Below are 14,697 nucleotides of genomic sequence, written 5' to 3' on the forward strand. Positions count from 1 at the left end.
TCGATTTGCCCCTTGATTTGCCGCCCGCGCATCGCCATCGCTCCGTGATGGAGCACGATACTCACTCGCACGACCTTCACCCCGATGCCGGCCTTGCCCGTCGCGGTCTGATGTTCATCCTTTCCTCGCCGTCCGGCGCAGGCAAGACGACCATCGCGCGCAAGATGCTCCAGCACGAGACGAACCTGCGCCTCTCGGTCAGCTGCACCACCCGCGCGCCACGGCCCGGCGAAGTGGACGGCAAGGACTATCACTTCATCTCGCAGGACCAGTTCGACCGCATGGTCGAGAACGAGGAGTTCCTCGAATGGGCGCATGTCTTCGGCAAGAGCTACGGCACGCCCAAGGCCGAAGTGAAGGCGGGCATCCGCGCCGGGCATGATTATCTGTTCGACATCGACTGGCAGGGCACGCAGCAGCTGCACCAGAAGATGGAAGTCGACGTGGTGCGCGTATTCCTGCTGCCCCCCTCGATCGACGAACTGCGCCGCCGCCTGACCGGTCGCGGCACCGACAGCGCCGAAGTGATCGCCGACCGCATGGCCCGCGCGCAGTCCGAGATCAGCCACTGGGACGGCTACGATTACGTCGTGGTCAACGAGGACATCGACGAGTGCTTCGGCAAGGTCCGCCAGATCCTCGCCGCCGAACGCCTGCGCCGCGCCCGCCAGACCGGCCTCATCGGCTTCGTGCGGGAACTGATGGTGCCGTAGGAACGGGCCATCCAGTTCTTGCGGTTTAGAGCGGATTTCGACCGGTATGAATCGGTAGGGATTCCCTACGATAGCGTTTTGTGATTCATAATCCGTGCTGGTGAAGGAGGCTGGCATGGATGGGTCATCCGCTTTCGATGGATTTGCGCTCGCGGCTTTTGGCAGCGATCGATAACGGATTGAGTTGCCGGGCGGCGGCGGCGCGATTTGGTGTTGCCCCCTCGACGGCGATCCGCTGGCATGCACTTCGGCGCGACACGGGCGCCTTTGCCGCCAAACCGCAAGGCGGTGATGTGCGTTCGCGCCGGATCGAGGAACGAGCGGCGGAAGTCCTCGCTGTCTGGGAGGCGCGGAAGGACATTTCGCTGGAAGAACTACGGGTGGATCTGGCCGCAGCCGGACTGATCGTCTCGGTAGCGGGACTTCATCGGTTTTTTGTACGTCGGGGCATGACGCGCAAAAAAAGACTGGCCATGCAATCGAGCAGGACCGTCCCGACGTCCTGAAGCAGCGGCATGATTGGTTCGAGGGGCAGGTCGACCTCGAACCAGGACGCCTGGTCTTCATCGATGAAACCTGGACCGCCACCAACATGACCCGCAGCCATGGCCGCTGTGCCAAAGGCGAGCGACTGCGGATGGGTTTCCCTCACGGGCACCGCAAGACCACTACGCTGGTCGCGGCTCTGCGCATGACGGGCATGGTCGCACCGATGGTACTGGACGGTCCCATCAACGGCGATTGGTTCGAGGCCTACGTGGCCCAGGTTCTCGTACCTGAACTGCGGCCAGGTGACATCGTCATAATGGACAATCTGTCGAGCCATAAGCGTCCGGCTGTCCGGGATCGGATCGAAGCAGCAGGTGCGACACTGCGCTTCCTTCCGCCCTACAGCCCGGACTTCAATCCGATCGAGAAGGCTTTCTCCCGCCTCAAGGCCCTCCTAAGGAAAATCGGGGAGCGAACAGTCAGCGGTCTGTGGAGCCTCATCGGAAAGCTCGTCGACATCTTCCAACCCGCCGAATGCGCCAATTACTTCAGCTCTTGCGGATATGATCCAGACTGATCGAAATCCGCTCTAGTCTTTGATCCAGTGGCGTTTGAGATACTCGTCAAACATCGGAACCGTGAAGGCAATGTCACCGTGCGCAGGGCTATAGATCATGCCTTTTGCGATGATCTGTGCGCGCCGTGGCCCCAGAGTGGTCAGCTTCTCTCCAAGGACATCGGCGACTTCCGATGATCGAAACGGTCCAGCGCCCAATTTCGCCATCGCGATGACATATTCCTTTTCCTTCGGTGTGAGCCTGTCAATTCGCACCTTGAAGAAGCCATCGTCGAGCCTTCGCAACGCTTCCTTTCCCGCCGACTCGATGCACTCTACCGTGATCGGGGATCGTTCGGAGGCATTCCACACCTGATAGCCCCATTCCTGCAAGAAATAGGGATAACCCTGCGTAAGGACGACAATCTTTTCGAGCAGGTTCTCGTCGATTGTTTCGCCTTCGTCCTCGATGGGCTGGCGGATCGCACCCGCAGCGTCATCATGGGACAGGGCGTCGACTTTGGGGAAAATGAAAAGCCTTTCCGAATAGGACTTTGCATCACCGGACAAGGCGGCAATAGCTGGGAGGCCAGCCCCAAACAGCAGTACTGGCAATGCTTTTTGATTGATGCGGTGAATGGCCACGATTAACGCGCCCAGTTCATCCGGTGAGAGATATTGCACTTCGTCGATCAGAATTGCCCATCCTCTCCCCGCCGCCTTGGCTGCATCGCCGACTTTGAGAAACAGTTCCGTCAGATCAAACTCAAGATTGCCGCTGTCTGCAACGCCAGGCTCCGGGTCGACGGAGACTTCAAAGTCGCCCACCGATATCTTGAAGGCACTCGCAAAGCTGCGAAGCGCGCGCATGGCAACATGTGTGGAGGCCTTTGCGGACTCTACAACCGACATTTTGCGCAGGACTTGGTGAATCTTCGGATACAGAAGATCGACCAATTTTCGGTCTTCGGGAGCTTCAATGAACGAAGTGAAATAACCATGCTCTTCAGCCAATTGTTCGATCTTGTTGAGCAAGACCGTTTTGCCCACCCCGCGCAGACCCATTAGCATTTGCGATTGTGCCGGGCGCCCAAGCAGCACGCGTTGAAGTGCCGTATCTGCTGCGGTGATGATTTCTTCTCGGCCGGCCAGTTCAGGCGGTTGCGATCCCGCTCCGGGGGCAAAAGGATTGCGGACGGCGTCCATATTTAGCCTTTTAGGGGTATGTATAACCTATATAGGCTATACTTATCCCTAACTCCCTATAAGTCAATCAACCCGCTTGTGGGGCACTCGCCCCATCACCCCTCCCGCGTCGCCAGAAACGTGGCTTCCGCCTCGCTCGTCTCGCGGCCCAGCGCGGTGTTTCGTCCGGGGAAGCGGCCGAAGCGCGCTATCTCGTCGGCGTGGGCCTGCGCGAAGGCGAGGATCTGCGCGGTTTCGGCGTGGAGCGCGGTGTAGCGGTCGAGCGCGCGGGCCTGCACTTGGGGGTCTTCGGCGTGCATCAGCGGCAGCGCGAAGAAATGGCGCTGCGACAGCGTGAGGCGCGCCTCCATGCCCTTGTCGAGGCCGTCCAGCGCGAGGGCGAGGGCTTTTTCGTCCGAGGCGAAGGCCGCAGCCGTGCCGCGATGGATGTGGCGCGGGAACTGGTCGAGCAGCAGGATCAGCGCGAGGCGGCTGAGCGGCCCCATCGCCGCCCAGTGATCGAGTGCGCCGCCGCGGGCCTCTGCCAGAAGGTCGGCGAACTGTTCGGCGACCATCGCGTCGAGATTTTCGCCGCCGCTGAACCACTGCTCCGGGCCGACGTCGCGGAACCAGAAATCGAGAACTTCGCGCGCCTTGCTGTCCATATCGTCCTGCCCTTTTGACTCGCGCCTGAGTCGCACCAGACCATTTCGCGTACCGTCCGGTTAAGCAAGCCCCTTGTCGGTCCGTGCGTCAGGCTCTAGGCGCGCTTTCCGAAGAGATCACCGAAATCGCAGGAGCCGACATGTCCGAACTCGAAACCGCCATCGAAGCCGCGTGGGACGCGCGCGACACCGTCACCCCCGCCAGCGCCGATGTGCGCAAGGTCGTCGACGAGGCGCTGGCCCTGATCGAGTCCGGCGCAGCGCGCGTGGCCGAGCCTGATGGCGAGGGCGGCTGGAAGGTCAACCAGTGGCTCAAGAAGGCCGTGCTGCTCTCGTTCCGCCTGAACGACAACGCGCCGGTCGCCGGTGGTGCCGGTGGCGCGCCCGCGTTCGACAAGGTGCCGGTGAAGTTCGACGGCTGGGGCGAGGACGAGTTCCGCGCGGCGGGCTTCCGCGTCGTGCCGGGCGCCGTCGCGCGCCGTGGCACCTATATCTCGAAGGGCGTGGTGCTGATGCCCAGCTTCGTGAACATCGGCGCCTACGTGGGCGAGGGCACCATGGTCGACACCTGGGCGACCGTCGGCTCGTGCGCGCAGATCGGCAAGAACGTCCACATCTCGGGCGGCGTCGGCATCGGCGGCGTGCTGGAGCCGCTGCAGGCCGGCCCGGTCATCATCGAGGACAACTGCTTCATCGGCGCGCGCTCGGAAGTGGCCGAAGGCGTCGTGGTCGGTGAAGGCGCGGTGCTCTCGATGGGCGTGTTCCTGGGCGCCTCGACCAAGATCGTCGACCGCGCGACCGGCGAAGTCCACATCGGCAAGGTGCCGCCCTATGCGGTGGTCGTCCCCGGCTCGATGCCCGGCAAGCCGCTGCCCGACGGCACCCCGGCCCCTCGCTCTACTGCGCGGTGATCGTCAAGACGGTGGACGCACAGACCCGCTCGAAGACCGGCATCAACGAGCTGCTGCGCGACTGATCGAAAACGGATACGGATGCGCAGCCGCGTTGGAACGCGCTGCGCATCCGGTGCGTTGAAGGAGGGAAAGGGTAGTCTGTTCAGGTGGATAACCGGACAGACGCAGAGGCCCTCAACTTCGGGAGACGCGACGCCATGACTTGGCTTAATAATGCTGGGCCCAACCAGAACCGCACGCATATCGCCCGCGACCATGCCCGCGCCGGGACCACGCCGCACGTCGTTCGCAACGTGCTGGCCTTCAGCATCGCCCTTGCGCTGATCGCGCTGGCAGTGGCCTTCATCTTCGGCAAGCCCCCTGCGCGCGATGCCGTCGGCTCCGCGTCGGGTTCTACGGTAGCGGGCGGGCAGGCGCAGTAAGCTTCCGCGATTCTCGTTGATGGCTTTGCGCCGCACCTTGCGGTAGGCCTGAACCGTTCCCGGCCAAGGAGACTGGCTTGCCCCTTTCCGCAGATGTTCCCGATCGCCCTGTCGACTCCGGCGACGATCCCAGCGAGCTGATCGCCGCGCTGGGCCTGATGCCGCACCCCGAGGGTGGCTGGTATCGCGAGACCTGGCGCGCCGAAGCGGCGGAGGGCGAGCGTCCTACGGCAACCGCGATCCATTTCCTGCTGGAGGCGGACCAGCGCTCGCACTGGCACCGGGTGGATGCTGCCGAGATCTGGTTCTGGCACGCCGGAAGCCCCTGCGTGCTGGAGATTGCGCCGACCGATCAGGGGCCGGTGACGCGCCATGTGCTCGGCGGTTCGGTGCTCAAGGGAGAGGCGCCGCAAGTGCTCGTCCCGACCGGCCACTGGCAGGCGACGACGCCTCAGGGCGGCTGGGTGCTGGTAAGCTGCGTGGTCAGCCCCGGCTTCGACTTCGCAGGTTTCGAGCTGGCCGCGCCGGAATGGTCGCCGGGGTGAGGTGATGGGGGCGTGCCTATGGGCTTCGCTCCAAGACGTGATGTGTTGCGCTCATGCCAAGACTGTCCGGAGTATCCCGAGTGCCAGATCGGTTGGCGGTTGAGATGGGTGGGTAGCGGTCGCAGGGCCGTTTCCCTCAAATTCGTCATTCCCGCGAAGGCGGGAATCCAGTCGGCGCAACGCGTCGAAACCGAGATCGCTGGCGAGATCGCACCACGGCGGATTTCCCTTTTCGATCAGGTGCGGTGCTTGCGCAGGAGGTAATGTTTTGTGCCAGGGCGAGAATGGAGGGATCAGGTCGGCAGGCATCCCTTATCGCAAGGTCGCTACTGGATTCCCGCCTTCGCGGGAATGACGAGGGAAGGGGCGATAGCGTTTAATCGCCGGACGATCGCCAAGACACCTCGAAGTCATATTCTGGTTCGATCGTGCCGCGAAACTCTGGGACGGCACGTACCGCTCGCGCTGCGTTCACCAGAAGGGCGTCTTCTACCGTCGCTTGAAGTTGCGTATGTCGAGGCCAGTCATCGGCAAGTGCTGGATGCTTATCGTTGGGCTCAAGCGCGCCTTGCCGAAACTTCGCTCGGTATCGAAGCCAAATTGACCAATCTTCCTCAATGGCGGCCAACTGTTCGGGCGTGATCGGAGACAATAGGCATACGGCGCTCCAGTCGCCAGCCTCACTATCCCACTCGCATCGGTAGGCGTGGGGAATACCGCAATAGTTGGCTATGCCGGTTTGCGGCCCGTCGTAATAGTCATGAACGGTATGAACCGTTTCCCACCCAGCGGTCGTCGCGTCGATCATTCCACAAAGATACGGCAATTCCTGCATTGCAGAAAGGGGGCGACGGGCGACCGTCTCAACCTGCGCAGTCGACCTCCCGCTTCTTCCCGAACCATCGCCCAGAACAAACACGCCCGCGCCGGGTCTGTGTCGATCCGTGCGCGGGCGGTGTCTCCTCCTCCCTGCCTTGGCTGCAATATCAATAAGAGGCCTTGTCTGGATGCACTTTCCATAAAGCCGGTTCAGGCGTTCGCCCCTGCCGCGCTGCCCCCCAGCAGTGCGACAGGGACGAATTCGCCCGCTGGGGGACAAACCCCCTTTCCGGTGAGGCGAGTGTTACGGCGGGCATGGTCCGTTGGCTGGGGGTCAGCGTACTGGTTTAGTGCCCTTACCGGGATCGAAACCGCAGGTGGTTTCTACTCCCAACTCGTTCCCGAAAAGGACAGGGCAAACAGAACCAGACCGGTCTGCAGCGCTGCCAGAAGCTCTTTCATGGCCTTTCGTATCCTCTTGTCCCGAAGGGCTCGCCTTATTTTGTTTCGGCCAGTCCCCTTGTTGAGACATGATCTAGCACTGCTTATCGCGTCCACAAAGTGGAATTTTAGAGAAAATCACCTTTTTTCAGGTAGTTGCACTTGCACAATTGCTGGAGCAACTATTCAGAAAAAAGGAGTGTTCGTTCATTTCGGCGATGCCCGGATTAACGCTCTGTAATAGCCAGAGTTTTTCGCTGCGAATTCAAGGCAAAGGTTTGCAAGCTAACTATCGCCCTTGTGGAACGACCCTGCTCTCGCTGCGTTGCGACAGCGAGGCGGAACACACTTTCAACCCACCCGAAAGGCACCAGAACATGACGACGAACACGGCATCGGCCCGCTACGAAGGGCTCGGCAAGGACGGCAAGGGCGCGATTTCGACGAAGTCGGGCGTGCTGAGCGACCAGCCCTATGGTTTCGGGACGCGATTCGAAGGCCAGCCCGGCACCAACCCCGAGGAACTGATCGCCGCCGCGCACGCCGCCTGCTTCACGATGGCGACCAGCTTCGCACTGGCCAAGGCAGGTCATGCCGATGGCACGCTCGATACCAGTTGCACGGTGACGCTCGACAAGGACGGCGACGGCTTTGCCGTGACGAAATCGGCGCTGGTGCTGAAAGCCAGCATCCCGGCATCACCGAGGCCGAATTTGCCGAGATCGCCGATGGCGCCAAGGCGGGGTGCCCGATCTCCAAGCTGCTGAACTGCGAAGTGACGCTGGAAAAGTCGCTGGAAGGCTGATCGGGGCTCCGATCCGGTGTGTGGCGGGAACGGTGATCGGGCGATCGGCGTTCCCGCTGCGAACCCAGATGCGGGAGATGCTGTGATGCCTCACAGAGAGATGAGTGGCTGGGCGGGATCGAACCGCATGGCGATTGCGCTGCTGCTGCTGTGCGTGGGCGCAGGCGGGGCCGTCACGCTGGGCGTCTTCGCCGCGCGCCTTGTCCCGGCCTCTTCCCATGTCTCCACCGCGCCGGACAGTCTTGCGCCCTATCGCGGCGGCTCCTCGGATGGCAGCGCCGTGGCTTATGCAGATCCCGGTGGATATACCGGCGGGCAGGGTGCGGGATCGCAGAGCGCGGCAACGCTGCCCGATGGCTATTATGCCAGCGCCTATCCTTTTGCCGGACGCGATGGCGAGGGAGGCGGGCCGGGAACCGACGACATGGGCGAGATTCCCCTCGATCCCGATCTGGCGGCACTGTCCGATCCTCCGCCCGCAGTAGCGGCCAGTGATGGGGGACGCGATGGCGGCATGGCCGGCGAAACCGCGATTGCCGCTGCCGCCGTCGCGCATGCCGTGCAGGCTGCCGAAGCCGGTCTCGCGCCGGTCTCCATGCCGCCCGAATCGGGCATGCAGGCGAGCGCGCTGTAAAAAACGTCACAATCGGTGTCGCGCGCAACATTGATTCCGCGCGACACCGCTCTATAGGCGCTTTTCATGCGTACAGGCTCGATCACCCGCAAGACTCACGAAACCGACATTGCCGTGGAGGTGAACCTCGACGGCACCGGCGCCTTTGAGGTGTCGACCGGCATCGGCTTCCTCGATCACATGATCGAGCAGTTCTCGCGCCACTCGCTTATCGATATCCGCTGCAAGGTGGCGGGCGACCTGCATGTCGACGGCCATCACACCGCCGAGGACAGCGCGATCGCCATCGGGCAGGCGATTTCCAAGGCGCTGGGCGACAAGGCGGGCATCGGCCGCTACGGCCAGGTCTATTCGCCGATGGACGAAGCGCTGGCGCGTGTCGCGCTCGACATCTCGGGCCGTCCGTGGCTGGTGTGGAAGGCTGAGTTCACGCAGGTCAAGCTGGGCGAGCTGGATACCGAGCTGATCGAGCACTGGTTCCACTCGATCGCGCAGGCCGTGGGCATCACCCTGCACATCGAGCTGATCTACGGCGTGAACAACCACCACATCTGCGAAGGCATCTTCAAGGGCTTTGCGCGCGCGATGCGTCAGGCGGTCGAGCTGGATCCGCGCAAGGGCGGGGCGATCCCCTCGACCAAGGGCCAGCTCGGAGGCTGACGGGACCATGGCGGACGTTCTGGCCCTGATCGACTACGGCGCGGGCAACCTGCACTCGGTCGCCAATGCGCTGCGGGCGGCGGGGGCAGAGAATGTCGCGATCACCGCCGACCCTTCGGTGGTGCGAACCGCAGAGCGCATCGTGCTGCCCGGCGTCGGCTCGTTCGGCGCCTGCGCGGCCGGGCTCTGGGGCATTCCCGGCATGGTCGAGGCGATGGCCGAGCGTGTCCATGTCGGCGGCGCGCCGTTCCTCGGCATCTGCGTTGGCATGCAACTGCTCGCCACGCGCGGGCTGGAGTTCGGCGAGACGCCGGGCCTCGGCTGGATCGCGGGCGAAGTGCGGGCGATCGAGCGGACCGATCCGGCGATCAAGATCCCGCACATGGGCTGGAACGACGTGGCGCTGGGCCGTCACGATCCCGCATCCGGCCTGATCGTGCCGGGCGAGGCCTATTTCCTGCACTCCTTCCACTACGTGCCCGACAATGGGCAGGACGTGGCGGCGATGACCGATCACGGTGGCGGCCTTGTCGCCGCCGTCGCCCGCGACAACGTGGTCGGCGTGCAGTTCCACCCGGAAAAGAGCCAGTCCTACGGGCTGTCGCTGCTCTCCCGTTTCCTGGAGTGGAAGCCGTGAACATGGACAATCTCCCACCCCTTCAGGGGAGGGATACGCAGGCTTGGTCGCGCAGCGGCCTAGCCGGAGTTGGGCGGGGGCGATCGGCGGGATACTGCCTGCGCCGCCCCCTTCCAAGCTGCGCTAGCTCCTTCGGAGCAAGCTTTGCTATCCTTCCCCCTGAAGGGGGAAGGGATCAGTTCAGGATTTTTGTATGATCGTATTTCCCGCCATCGACCTGAAGCAGGGGCAGGTCGTGCGTCTGGCCGAAGGCGACATGGCGCGCGCCACCGTCTATGGTGACAACCCGGCTGCGCAGGCCATGCTGTTTGCCGAAGCCGGTTCGCAGTACCTCCATGTCGTCGATCTCGACGGCTCGTTCGCAGGCCGTGCGGAGAACCGCGAGGCGGTCGAGGCGATCCTTGAGGCGTTCCCCGGCCATGTCCAGCTGGGCGGCGGCATCCGCACGCGCGAGGCGGTCGAGGGCTGGTTCGACCTGGGCGTCGCGCGCGTGGTCATGGGCACTGCCGCGCTGAAGGACCCGCAGTTCGTCAAGGACATGGCGGGCGAGTTCCCCGGCGGCATCGTCGTTGCGGTGGACGCGCGCGACGGCATGGTCGCGACCGAGGGCTGGGGGGAAGTCTCCGACGTTTCGGTGGTCGATCTGGCACGCCGGTTCGAGGATGCGGGCGTTGCCTCGCTGCTGTTCACCGACATCGGCCGCGACGGTATGCTGAAAGGCGCCAACATCGAGGCGACCGTGGATCTTGCGCGCCGCACCGACATGCCGGTGATCGCCAGCGGCGGCGTGAAGGGACTCGACGACATTCGCCTGCTGGCGCTCCATGCCAAGGACGGCATCGAGGGCGTCATCACCGGTCGTGCGCTCTATGACGGGCGTCTCGACCTTGCCGCCGCGATCCAGATGGCCGAGCGCGAGGGATGAACCCGCTGCACCTTCTGGGCTTCGTCGCCACCTTGGCAGTCGGTTTCCGGCTGTTCATGGTGGTGCGCGATTGTCTGGAAGGGCAGGCGCGTATCCGCACCGGCACCGGCCGCGTGATGGCGCGCTGGGACCGGCGCACGAAACCGGCAGGCTTCTGGGGCGCGACCGTGTTCCAGCTGGCGGTCGTCGCGTTTTTGCTGTTCCTGTGCGCGCGCATGGTGACGGCATGAACGACAATCGTCTGGTTGCGCTGATGGTGCTGCTGATCCTCGTGCCGGGCTTCGTGATTGCCTGGAACGACTGGCGCAACGGACGCGTGCGGCTGCTGTTGTTCAGCCGGATGCGTTCGGGCATCCGTGCCGATCGCGAGACCGATCCGCGCAAGTTCCGCCTCTATACCGCGGCCAACGTCGCCCTGATCGTGCTGGTGACGGTGGGCTGCGTGGCGCTGTTCTTCAAGCCTGTGTGAGGAAGGTGATCCCATGACCGTGCGTATCCGTGTGATCCCCTGCCTCGACGTTCGCGATGGCCGCGTGGTGAAGGGCGTGAACTTCGTTGACCTGATCGACGCGGGCGATCCGGTGGAGCAGGCGCGCGCCTATGACCGCATGGGCGCAGACGAGCTGTGCTTCCTCGACATTTCCGCCAGCCACGAAGGGCGCGGGACACTGCTCGACGTGGTGCGCCGCACTGCCGAGGTCTGCTTCATGCCGCTGACCGTGGGCGGCGGCGTGCGCAGTGCCGAGGATGCGCGCGCGCTGCTGCTGGCAGGGGCGGACAAGGTGGCGGTGAACTCGGCGGCGGTTTCGCGCCCCGAAGTGGTGGCTGACATTGCCGCCCGGTTCGGCGCGCAGTGCATCGTCGCCTCGGTGGACGCGCGCAAGGTGGCGCCGGGCAAGTGGGAGATCTTCACCCACGGCGGCCGCAAGGCGACCGGGATCGACGCGCTGGCGCATGCGGTGAAGCTGGCCGAGCTGGGCGCAGGCGAACTGCTCGTCACCTCGATGGATGGCGATGGCACCAAGGCGGGCTACGATCTGGAGCTGACCCGCACGATTGCGGACGCCGTTTCGGTGCCGGTGATCGCGAGCGGAGGCGTGGGTACGCTCGACCATCTGGTCGACGGCGTGCGCGAAGGCCATGCCAGCGCGGTACTGGCCGCCTCGATCTTCCATTTCGGAACGCATACCGTGGCCGAGGCGCACGCGGCGCTACGCTCGGCAGGACTGCCTGCGCGCGGCTGCTGATACAGCTTTTTACCAGGCAAAAAAGTCGCGGAAATCCGCGTATCTGCACGCGATTCAATCGGTTTCGGTGCTGCACCGATTCGGGACACGATCAACTGCCCTCTTGCATCGACGGACCGGGGAGCCGAAAGGGCCTCGTTGGCTTCCTTAACGGGTCGTCAACCAAGTCGAAAGGTCCCCCCGCCGTGCGCTCTGCGTTGTTTTCCGTCCTGCCTCTCGCACTTGCAGCGACCCCGGCTTACGCCGCGGGTACGGTGCAGTTGCCGGAACCCAGCAGCATGCTGCTGTTCGGGCTGGGCGTGGCAGGCGTGGCGATCGGCCGCCGGTTCTCCACGAAGCGCTGATCGCGGCGCTGTAGCGCAAGCTGCGACGACGGCCCGCCATGTCGGGGCGCCGAGCGTGACAGGACTTGACCCTTGCGTGCCTGCGCCCCATGGCTCGGCGCATGAGCACCGCTTCCTCCGCTACGCCCTCGGTTTCCGACGCGCCCTCTGCTTCCGACACACTGGCCCGGCTTGAGGCGACTGTCGCGGCCCGGCTTCAGGCCGATCCGGAATCGAGTTACGTCGCGCGGCTGAAGGCGAAGGGCCTTGCCAAGATCGCGCAGAAAGTGGGCGAGGAGGGCGTCGAGACGGTGATCGCCGCGCTCGCCGAGGATGACGCGGCGCTGGTGGGCGAGGCGGCCGACCTGATTTTCCACCTGATGGTGCTGCTGGGCGTGCGCGAGGTGCCCTTTTCTGCGGTGCTGGATGTGCTTGAGCGCCGCGAAGGCGTCTCGGGCCTCGCCGAAAAGGCCGCCCGCGTTCAGGACTGACGCCCTCAGAACTTGAGATTTCCTTCGGAGACCCCCGATGCCGATCGACCCCAAGCTGCCCTATGACGACCGTAACGTCTTCGCACTGATCCTGCGCGGCGAGCTGCCATGCAGCAAGGTCTACGAGGACGAGTTCGCGCTCGCCTTCAACGACATTCGCCCGCAGGCGCCGGTCCATGTTCTGGTGATCCCCAAGCAGGCTTACGTCTCGTGGGACGATTTCACCGCCAAGGCCGAGGATGCCGAGATCGCCGGGTTCATGCGGGCGGTGGGCAACGTCACCCGCCAGCTGGAACTGGATGCGCCGGGCTATCGCCTGATGGTGAACATGGGCGGGCACGGCCATCAGGAAGTGCCGCATCTGCACGTCCACATCTTCGGTGGACGCCCGTTCTACCAGATGATTGCCGAATAACCCCCGTAATCCCCGGTTTTCCGACGAGTGGGGGCCTGTTTTCGCCGCGATGTCGCTGCGAGCGGCTCGCAGGCGCTAGGCAGGACTGCGACGAGCCGTTAAGCATCCGGTTAGCATGACAGACCAGCCCCTGCCTCCCGGCGGCCGGATCGACGGCGGCCTCCACCGCTTCGCCCTGCGCGTCTACTACGAAGACACCGACGCGGGCGGGGTGGTCTATCACGCCAATTACATCCGCTGGTTCGAGCGTGCGCGCTCCGATCTCGTCGAACTGCTGGGCATCGACCAGCGCGCGGCGATCGAGGGGGGCGTCGGCATGTATACCGTGGCGGAGATCGCGATCCGCTATCGCGCGCCGGGCAAGCTGGGCGATGCCGTGGTGATCGAAACCAGGCCGCTCAGCGTCGGGCGCGTTGCCTGCACGCTGCACCAGATCGCGCGGCGCGGCGAAACCGTGCTGGCCGAGGCCACCGTCAAGGTCGGATTCATCTCGCTCGAAGGAAAACCCGCACGCCAGCCCGAGGCATGGCTGCGCGCCTTCGTGCAACTCGCAGAGGCCCCATCAATCGCCGACGCGCAAGACGCGCGCGGCAGGGAAGGACAGGAATGACCATCGACTTGCTCGCCGCCGCTGCCTCGCTCGGCGATACCCCGGATCACCTCAACCCGGTGAAGCTGTTCGCCGATGCCGACATCGTCGTGAAGGCGATCATGATCGCGCTGCTGCTGGCCAGCGTGTGGGTATGGATGATCATCGTCTCGTTCAGCCTGCGCATGGGTGCCACCAAGCGCCGCTCGGACACGTACGAGGAGCAGTTCTGGGAGGCCGAGAACTTCGAGACCTTCCAGCGCAGCCGCGACAAGGACAATGTGGCCGTGGGCCGCGTCGCCGGGGCGGGGCTGGCCGAATGGCGTCGTAACGCGGGCGCCAAGGGCCTCGATCTGGAAGGCGCGCGCCAGCGGATCGCCATGGCGCTCGGCTCGTCGGTGGGCGAGGAGGCGGATGACCTTGCCAACCGCCTGAACTTTCTGGCGACCGTGGGCTCGGTGGCGCCGTTCGTGGGCCTGTTCGGCACCGTGTGGGGCATCATGAACAGCTTCTTCCAGATCGGCCAGCAGCAGAATTCCTCGCTCGCGGTGGTCGCGCCGGGCATTTCGGAGGCGCTGTTCGCCACCGCCATCGGCCTGTTCGCGGCCATTCCGGCGGTGATCGCCTACAACCGTTTCTCGCACAAGGTGAACCTGTTCGAAGCGCGGATGCAGCGCTTTGCCGACCAGTTGCAGTCGGTCCTCACGCGCCAGCTGGAGCAGCGCTGATGGCGATGGGGATGAGCGGCGGCCGGGGCGGCAGGCGGGGGCGCCGCGGCGGTTCCTCGCGCGCGCCGATGGCCGAGATCAACGTCACCCCGATGGTCGACGTGATGCTGGTGCTGCTGATCATCTTCATGGTGACGGCACCGCTGCTGAAATCCGCCGTGCCGATCGCGCTGCCCGATACCCAGGCCAAGGCGATGTCGGGCGATTCCGATGCGATCACGCTCTCGATCGATGCCGACGGCAAGCTCTACTGGGAGAATGACGTGCTGGCCTCGGGTGAGCTGGCGGACCGCCTTGCAGCCCTGCCCAAGGATGCCGAGGGCAAGCTGCCGCAAGTCACGCTGCGCGCCGACAAGAGCGTCGATTACGGCACCGTTGCCAAGGTGATGGGCGAGCTGGACCATGCCGGGATCACCCAGATCTCGCTGGTGAGCAACGTCAGCGGCGGCGCTGATGACGCCGCAAATGTCAGCGGCGGTTCAGGCGCGTAAGCT

20 protein-coding genes and 2 pseudogenes are annotated in these 14,697 nt (G+C 64.3%); 19 read left to right on the plus strand and 3 right to left on the minus strand.

Annotated features, from left to right (window positions below; all coding sequences use genetic code 11):
* Positions 1-47 precede the first annotated feature (47 nt).
* Positions 48-713, plus strand: a complete 666-nt coding sequence (gmk, locus tag CI805_RS05290; protein WP_260926898.1) for a guanylate kinase — start codon at positions 48-50, stop codon at positions 711-713.
* A 119-nt stretch (positions 714-832) separates the two neighbouring features.
* Positions 833-1,779 (plus strand): IS630 family transposase gene (locus tag CI805_RS05295; RefSeq protein WP_260923236.1). Its coding sequence is split into 2 segments (ribosomal slippage): positions 833-1,169 and positions 1,169-1,779, totalling 948 coding nucleotides; the frame shifts between segments, so codons are not numbered across the junction.
* Positions 1,780-1,791: 12 nt separating this feature from the next.
* On the opposite strand, the gene CI805_RS05300 is transcribed toward CI805_RS05295, so the two are convergent.
* Both CI805_RS05300 and CI805_RS05305 read right to left on the minus strand, forming a co-directional pair.
* Positions 1,792-2,964 carry an ATP-binding protein gene (locus CI805_RS05300; protein ID WP_260926900.1) on the minus strand — a complete coding sequence of 391 codons (1,173 nt, stop codon included), beginning with the start codon at positions 2,962-2,964 and terminating at the stop codon, positions 1,792-1,794.
* Between the two features lie 95 nt (positions 2,965-3,059).
* Positions 3,060-3,608, minus strand: coding sequence for a DUF924 family protein (locus tag CI805_RS05305; RefSeq protein ID WP_260926901.1), 549 nt, complete (start codon positions 3,606-3,608; stop codon positions 3,060-3,062).
* Positions 3,609-3,748: 140 nt separating this feature from the next.
* Between CI805_RS05305 and dapD the strand changes: the two are divergent.
* From dapD to CI805_RS05320, 3 genes and pseudogenes are all read left to right on the plus strand, one after another.
* Positions 3,749-4,584 (plus strand): annotated as a pseudogene (gene dapD, locus CI805_RS05310) (2,3,4,5-tetrahydropyridine-2,6-dicarboxylate N-succinyltransferase).
* A gap of 135 nt (positions 4,585-4,719) precedes the next feature.
* Positions 4,720-4,944 carry a hypothetical protein gene (locus tag CI805_RS05315; protein ID WP_260926902.1) on the plus strand — a complete coding sequence of 75 codons (225 nt, stop codon included), beginning with the start codon at positions 4,720-4,722 and terminating at the stop codon, positions 4,942-4,944.
* 158 nt (positions 4,945-5,102) lie between these two features.
* The gene (locus CI805_RS05320; RefSeq protein WP_260927828.1) at positions 5,103-5,489 is read left to right on the plus strand and encodes a cupin domain-containing protein; all 387 of its coding nucleotides are present in this window, start codon (positions 5,103-5,105) and stop codon (positions 5,487-5,489) included.
* Positions 5,490-5,865: 376 nt separating this feature from the next.
* Here the strand turns inward: CI805_RS05320 and CI805_RS05325 are convergent, their stop codons facing one another.
* Positions 5,866-6,297, minus strand: a complete 432-nt coding sequence (locus CI805_RS05325) for a hypothetical protein (protein WP_260926903.1) — start codon at positions 6,295-6,297, stop codon at positions 5,866-5,868.
* Positions 6,298-7,126: 829 nt separating this feature from the next.
* Between CI805_RS05325 and CI805_RS05330 the strand changes: the two are divergent.
* From CI805_RS05330 to CI805_RS05395, 14 genes and pseudogenes are all read left to right on the plus strand, one after another.
* A pseudogene (locus tag CI805_RS05330) lies at positions 7,127-7,554 on the plus strand (OsmC family protein).
* An 85-nt stretch (positions 7,555-7,639) separates the two neighbouring features.
* Positions 7,640-8,188, plus strand: coding sequence for a hypothetical protein (locus CI805_RS05335; RefSeq protein ID WP_260926906.1), 549 nt, complete (start codon positions 7,640-7,642; stop codon positions 8,186-8,188).
* Positions 8,189-8,254: 66 nt separating this feature from the next.
* Positions 8,255-8,848, plus strand: a complete 594-nt coding sequence (gene hisB, locus CI805_RS05340) for an imidazoleglycerol-phosphate dehydratase HisB (RefSeq protein ID WP_260926907.1) — start codon at positions 8,255-8,257, stop codon at positions 8,846-8,848.
* A gap of 7 nt (positions 8,849-8,855) precedes the next feature.
* Positions 8,856-9,485: an imidazole glycerol phosphate synthase subunit HisH gene (gene hisH, locus CI805_RS05345; protein ID WP_260926908.1), complete on the plus strand. Its 630-nt coding sequence runs from the start codon at positions 8,856-8,858 to the stop codon at positions 9,483-9,485.
* Between the two features lie 193 nt (positions 9,486-9,678).
* A complete protein-coding gene (hisA, locus tag CI805_RS05350; protein WP_260926909.1) occupies positions 9,679-10,410 on the plus strand; it encodes a 1-(5-phosphoribosyl)-5-[(5-phosphoribosylamino)methylideneamino]imidazole-4-carboxamide isomerase in 732 nt (243 codons plus the stop codon).
* Positions 10,407-10,640, plus strand: coding sequence for a hypothetical protein (locus CI805_RS05355; RefSeq protein WP_260926910.1), 234 nt, complete (start codon positions 10,407-10,409; stop codon positions 10,638-10,640). The genes hisA and CI805_RS05355 overlap by 4 nt, the downstream gene beginning before the upstream one ends.
* Positions 10,637-10,879, plus strand: a complete 243-nt coding sequence (locus CI805_RS05360) for a hypothetical protein (protein WP_260926911.1) — start codon at positions 10,637-10,639, stop codon at positions 10,877-10,879. The genes CI805_RS05355 and CI805_RS05360 overlap by 4 nt, the downstream gene beginning before the upstream one ends.
* Before the next feature lie 13 nt (positions 10,880-10,892).
* On the plus strand, positions 10,893-11,657 hold the full coding sequence (gene hisF / locus CI805_RS05365) for an imidazole glycerol phosphate synthase subunit HisF (RefSeq protein ID WP_260926913.1): 765 nt from the start codon (positions 10,893-10,895) through the stop codon (positions 11,655-11,657).
* A 254-nt stretch (positions 11,658-11,911) separates the two neighbouring features.
* Positions 11,912-12,001 (plus strand): PEP-CTERM sorting domain-containing protein, encoded by a 90-nt coding sequence (locus CI805_RS05370; protein WP_260926916.1) that lies wholly within the window; start codon positions 11,912-11,914, stop codon positions 11,999-12,001.
* Positions 12,002-12,102: 101 nt separating this feature from the next.
* Positions 12,103-12,471: a phosphoribosyl-ATP diphosphatase gene (locus tag CI805_RS05375; protein ID WP_260926919.1), complete on the plus strand. Its 369-nt coding sequence runs from the start codon at positions 12,103-12,105 to the stop codon at positions 12,469-12,471.
* A gap of 37 nt (positions 12,472-12,508) precedes the next feature.
* On the plus strand, positions 12,509-12,886 hold the full coding sequence (locus tag CI805_RS05380) for a histidine triad nucleotide-binding protein (RefSeq protein WP_260926921.1): 378 nt from the start codon (positions 12,509-12,511) through the stop codon (positions 12,884-12,886).
* A gap of 115 nt (positions 12,887-13,001) precedes the next feature.
* Positions 13,002-13,496, plus strand: a complete 495-nt coding sequence (locus CI805_RS05385; protein WP_260926923.1) for a YbgC/FadM family acyl-CoA thioesterase — start codon at positions 13,002-13,004, stop codon at positions 13,494-13,496.
* A complete protein-coding gene (gene tolQ, locus CI805_RS05390; RefSeq protein ID WP_260926925.1) occupies positions 13,493-14,203 on the plus strand; it encodes a protein TolQ in 711 nt (236 codons plus the stop codon). Before CI805_RS05385 ends, tolQ begins: the two co-directional genes overlap by 4 nt.
* Positions 14,203-14,694 (plus strand): ExbD/TolR family protein, encoded by a 492-nt coding sequence (locus CI805_RS05395; protein WP_260926927.1) that lies wholly within the window; start codon positions 14,203-14,205, stop codon positions 14,692-14,694. Before tolQ ends, CI805_RS05395 begins: the two co-directional genes overlap by 1 nt.
* Positions 14,695-14,697: the final 3 nt, after the last annotated feature.

Source organism: Novosphingobium sp. 9, assembly GCF_025340265.1.
Classification (GTDB): domain Bacteria; phylum Pseudomonadota; class Alphaproteobacteria; order Sphingomonadales; family Sphingomonadaceae; genus Novosphingobium.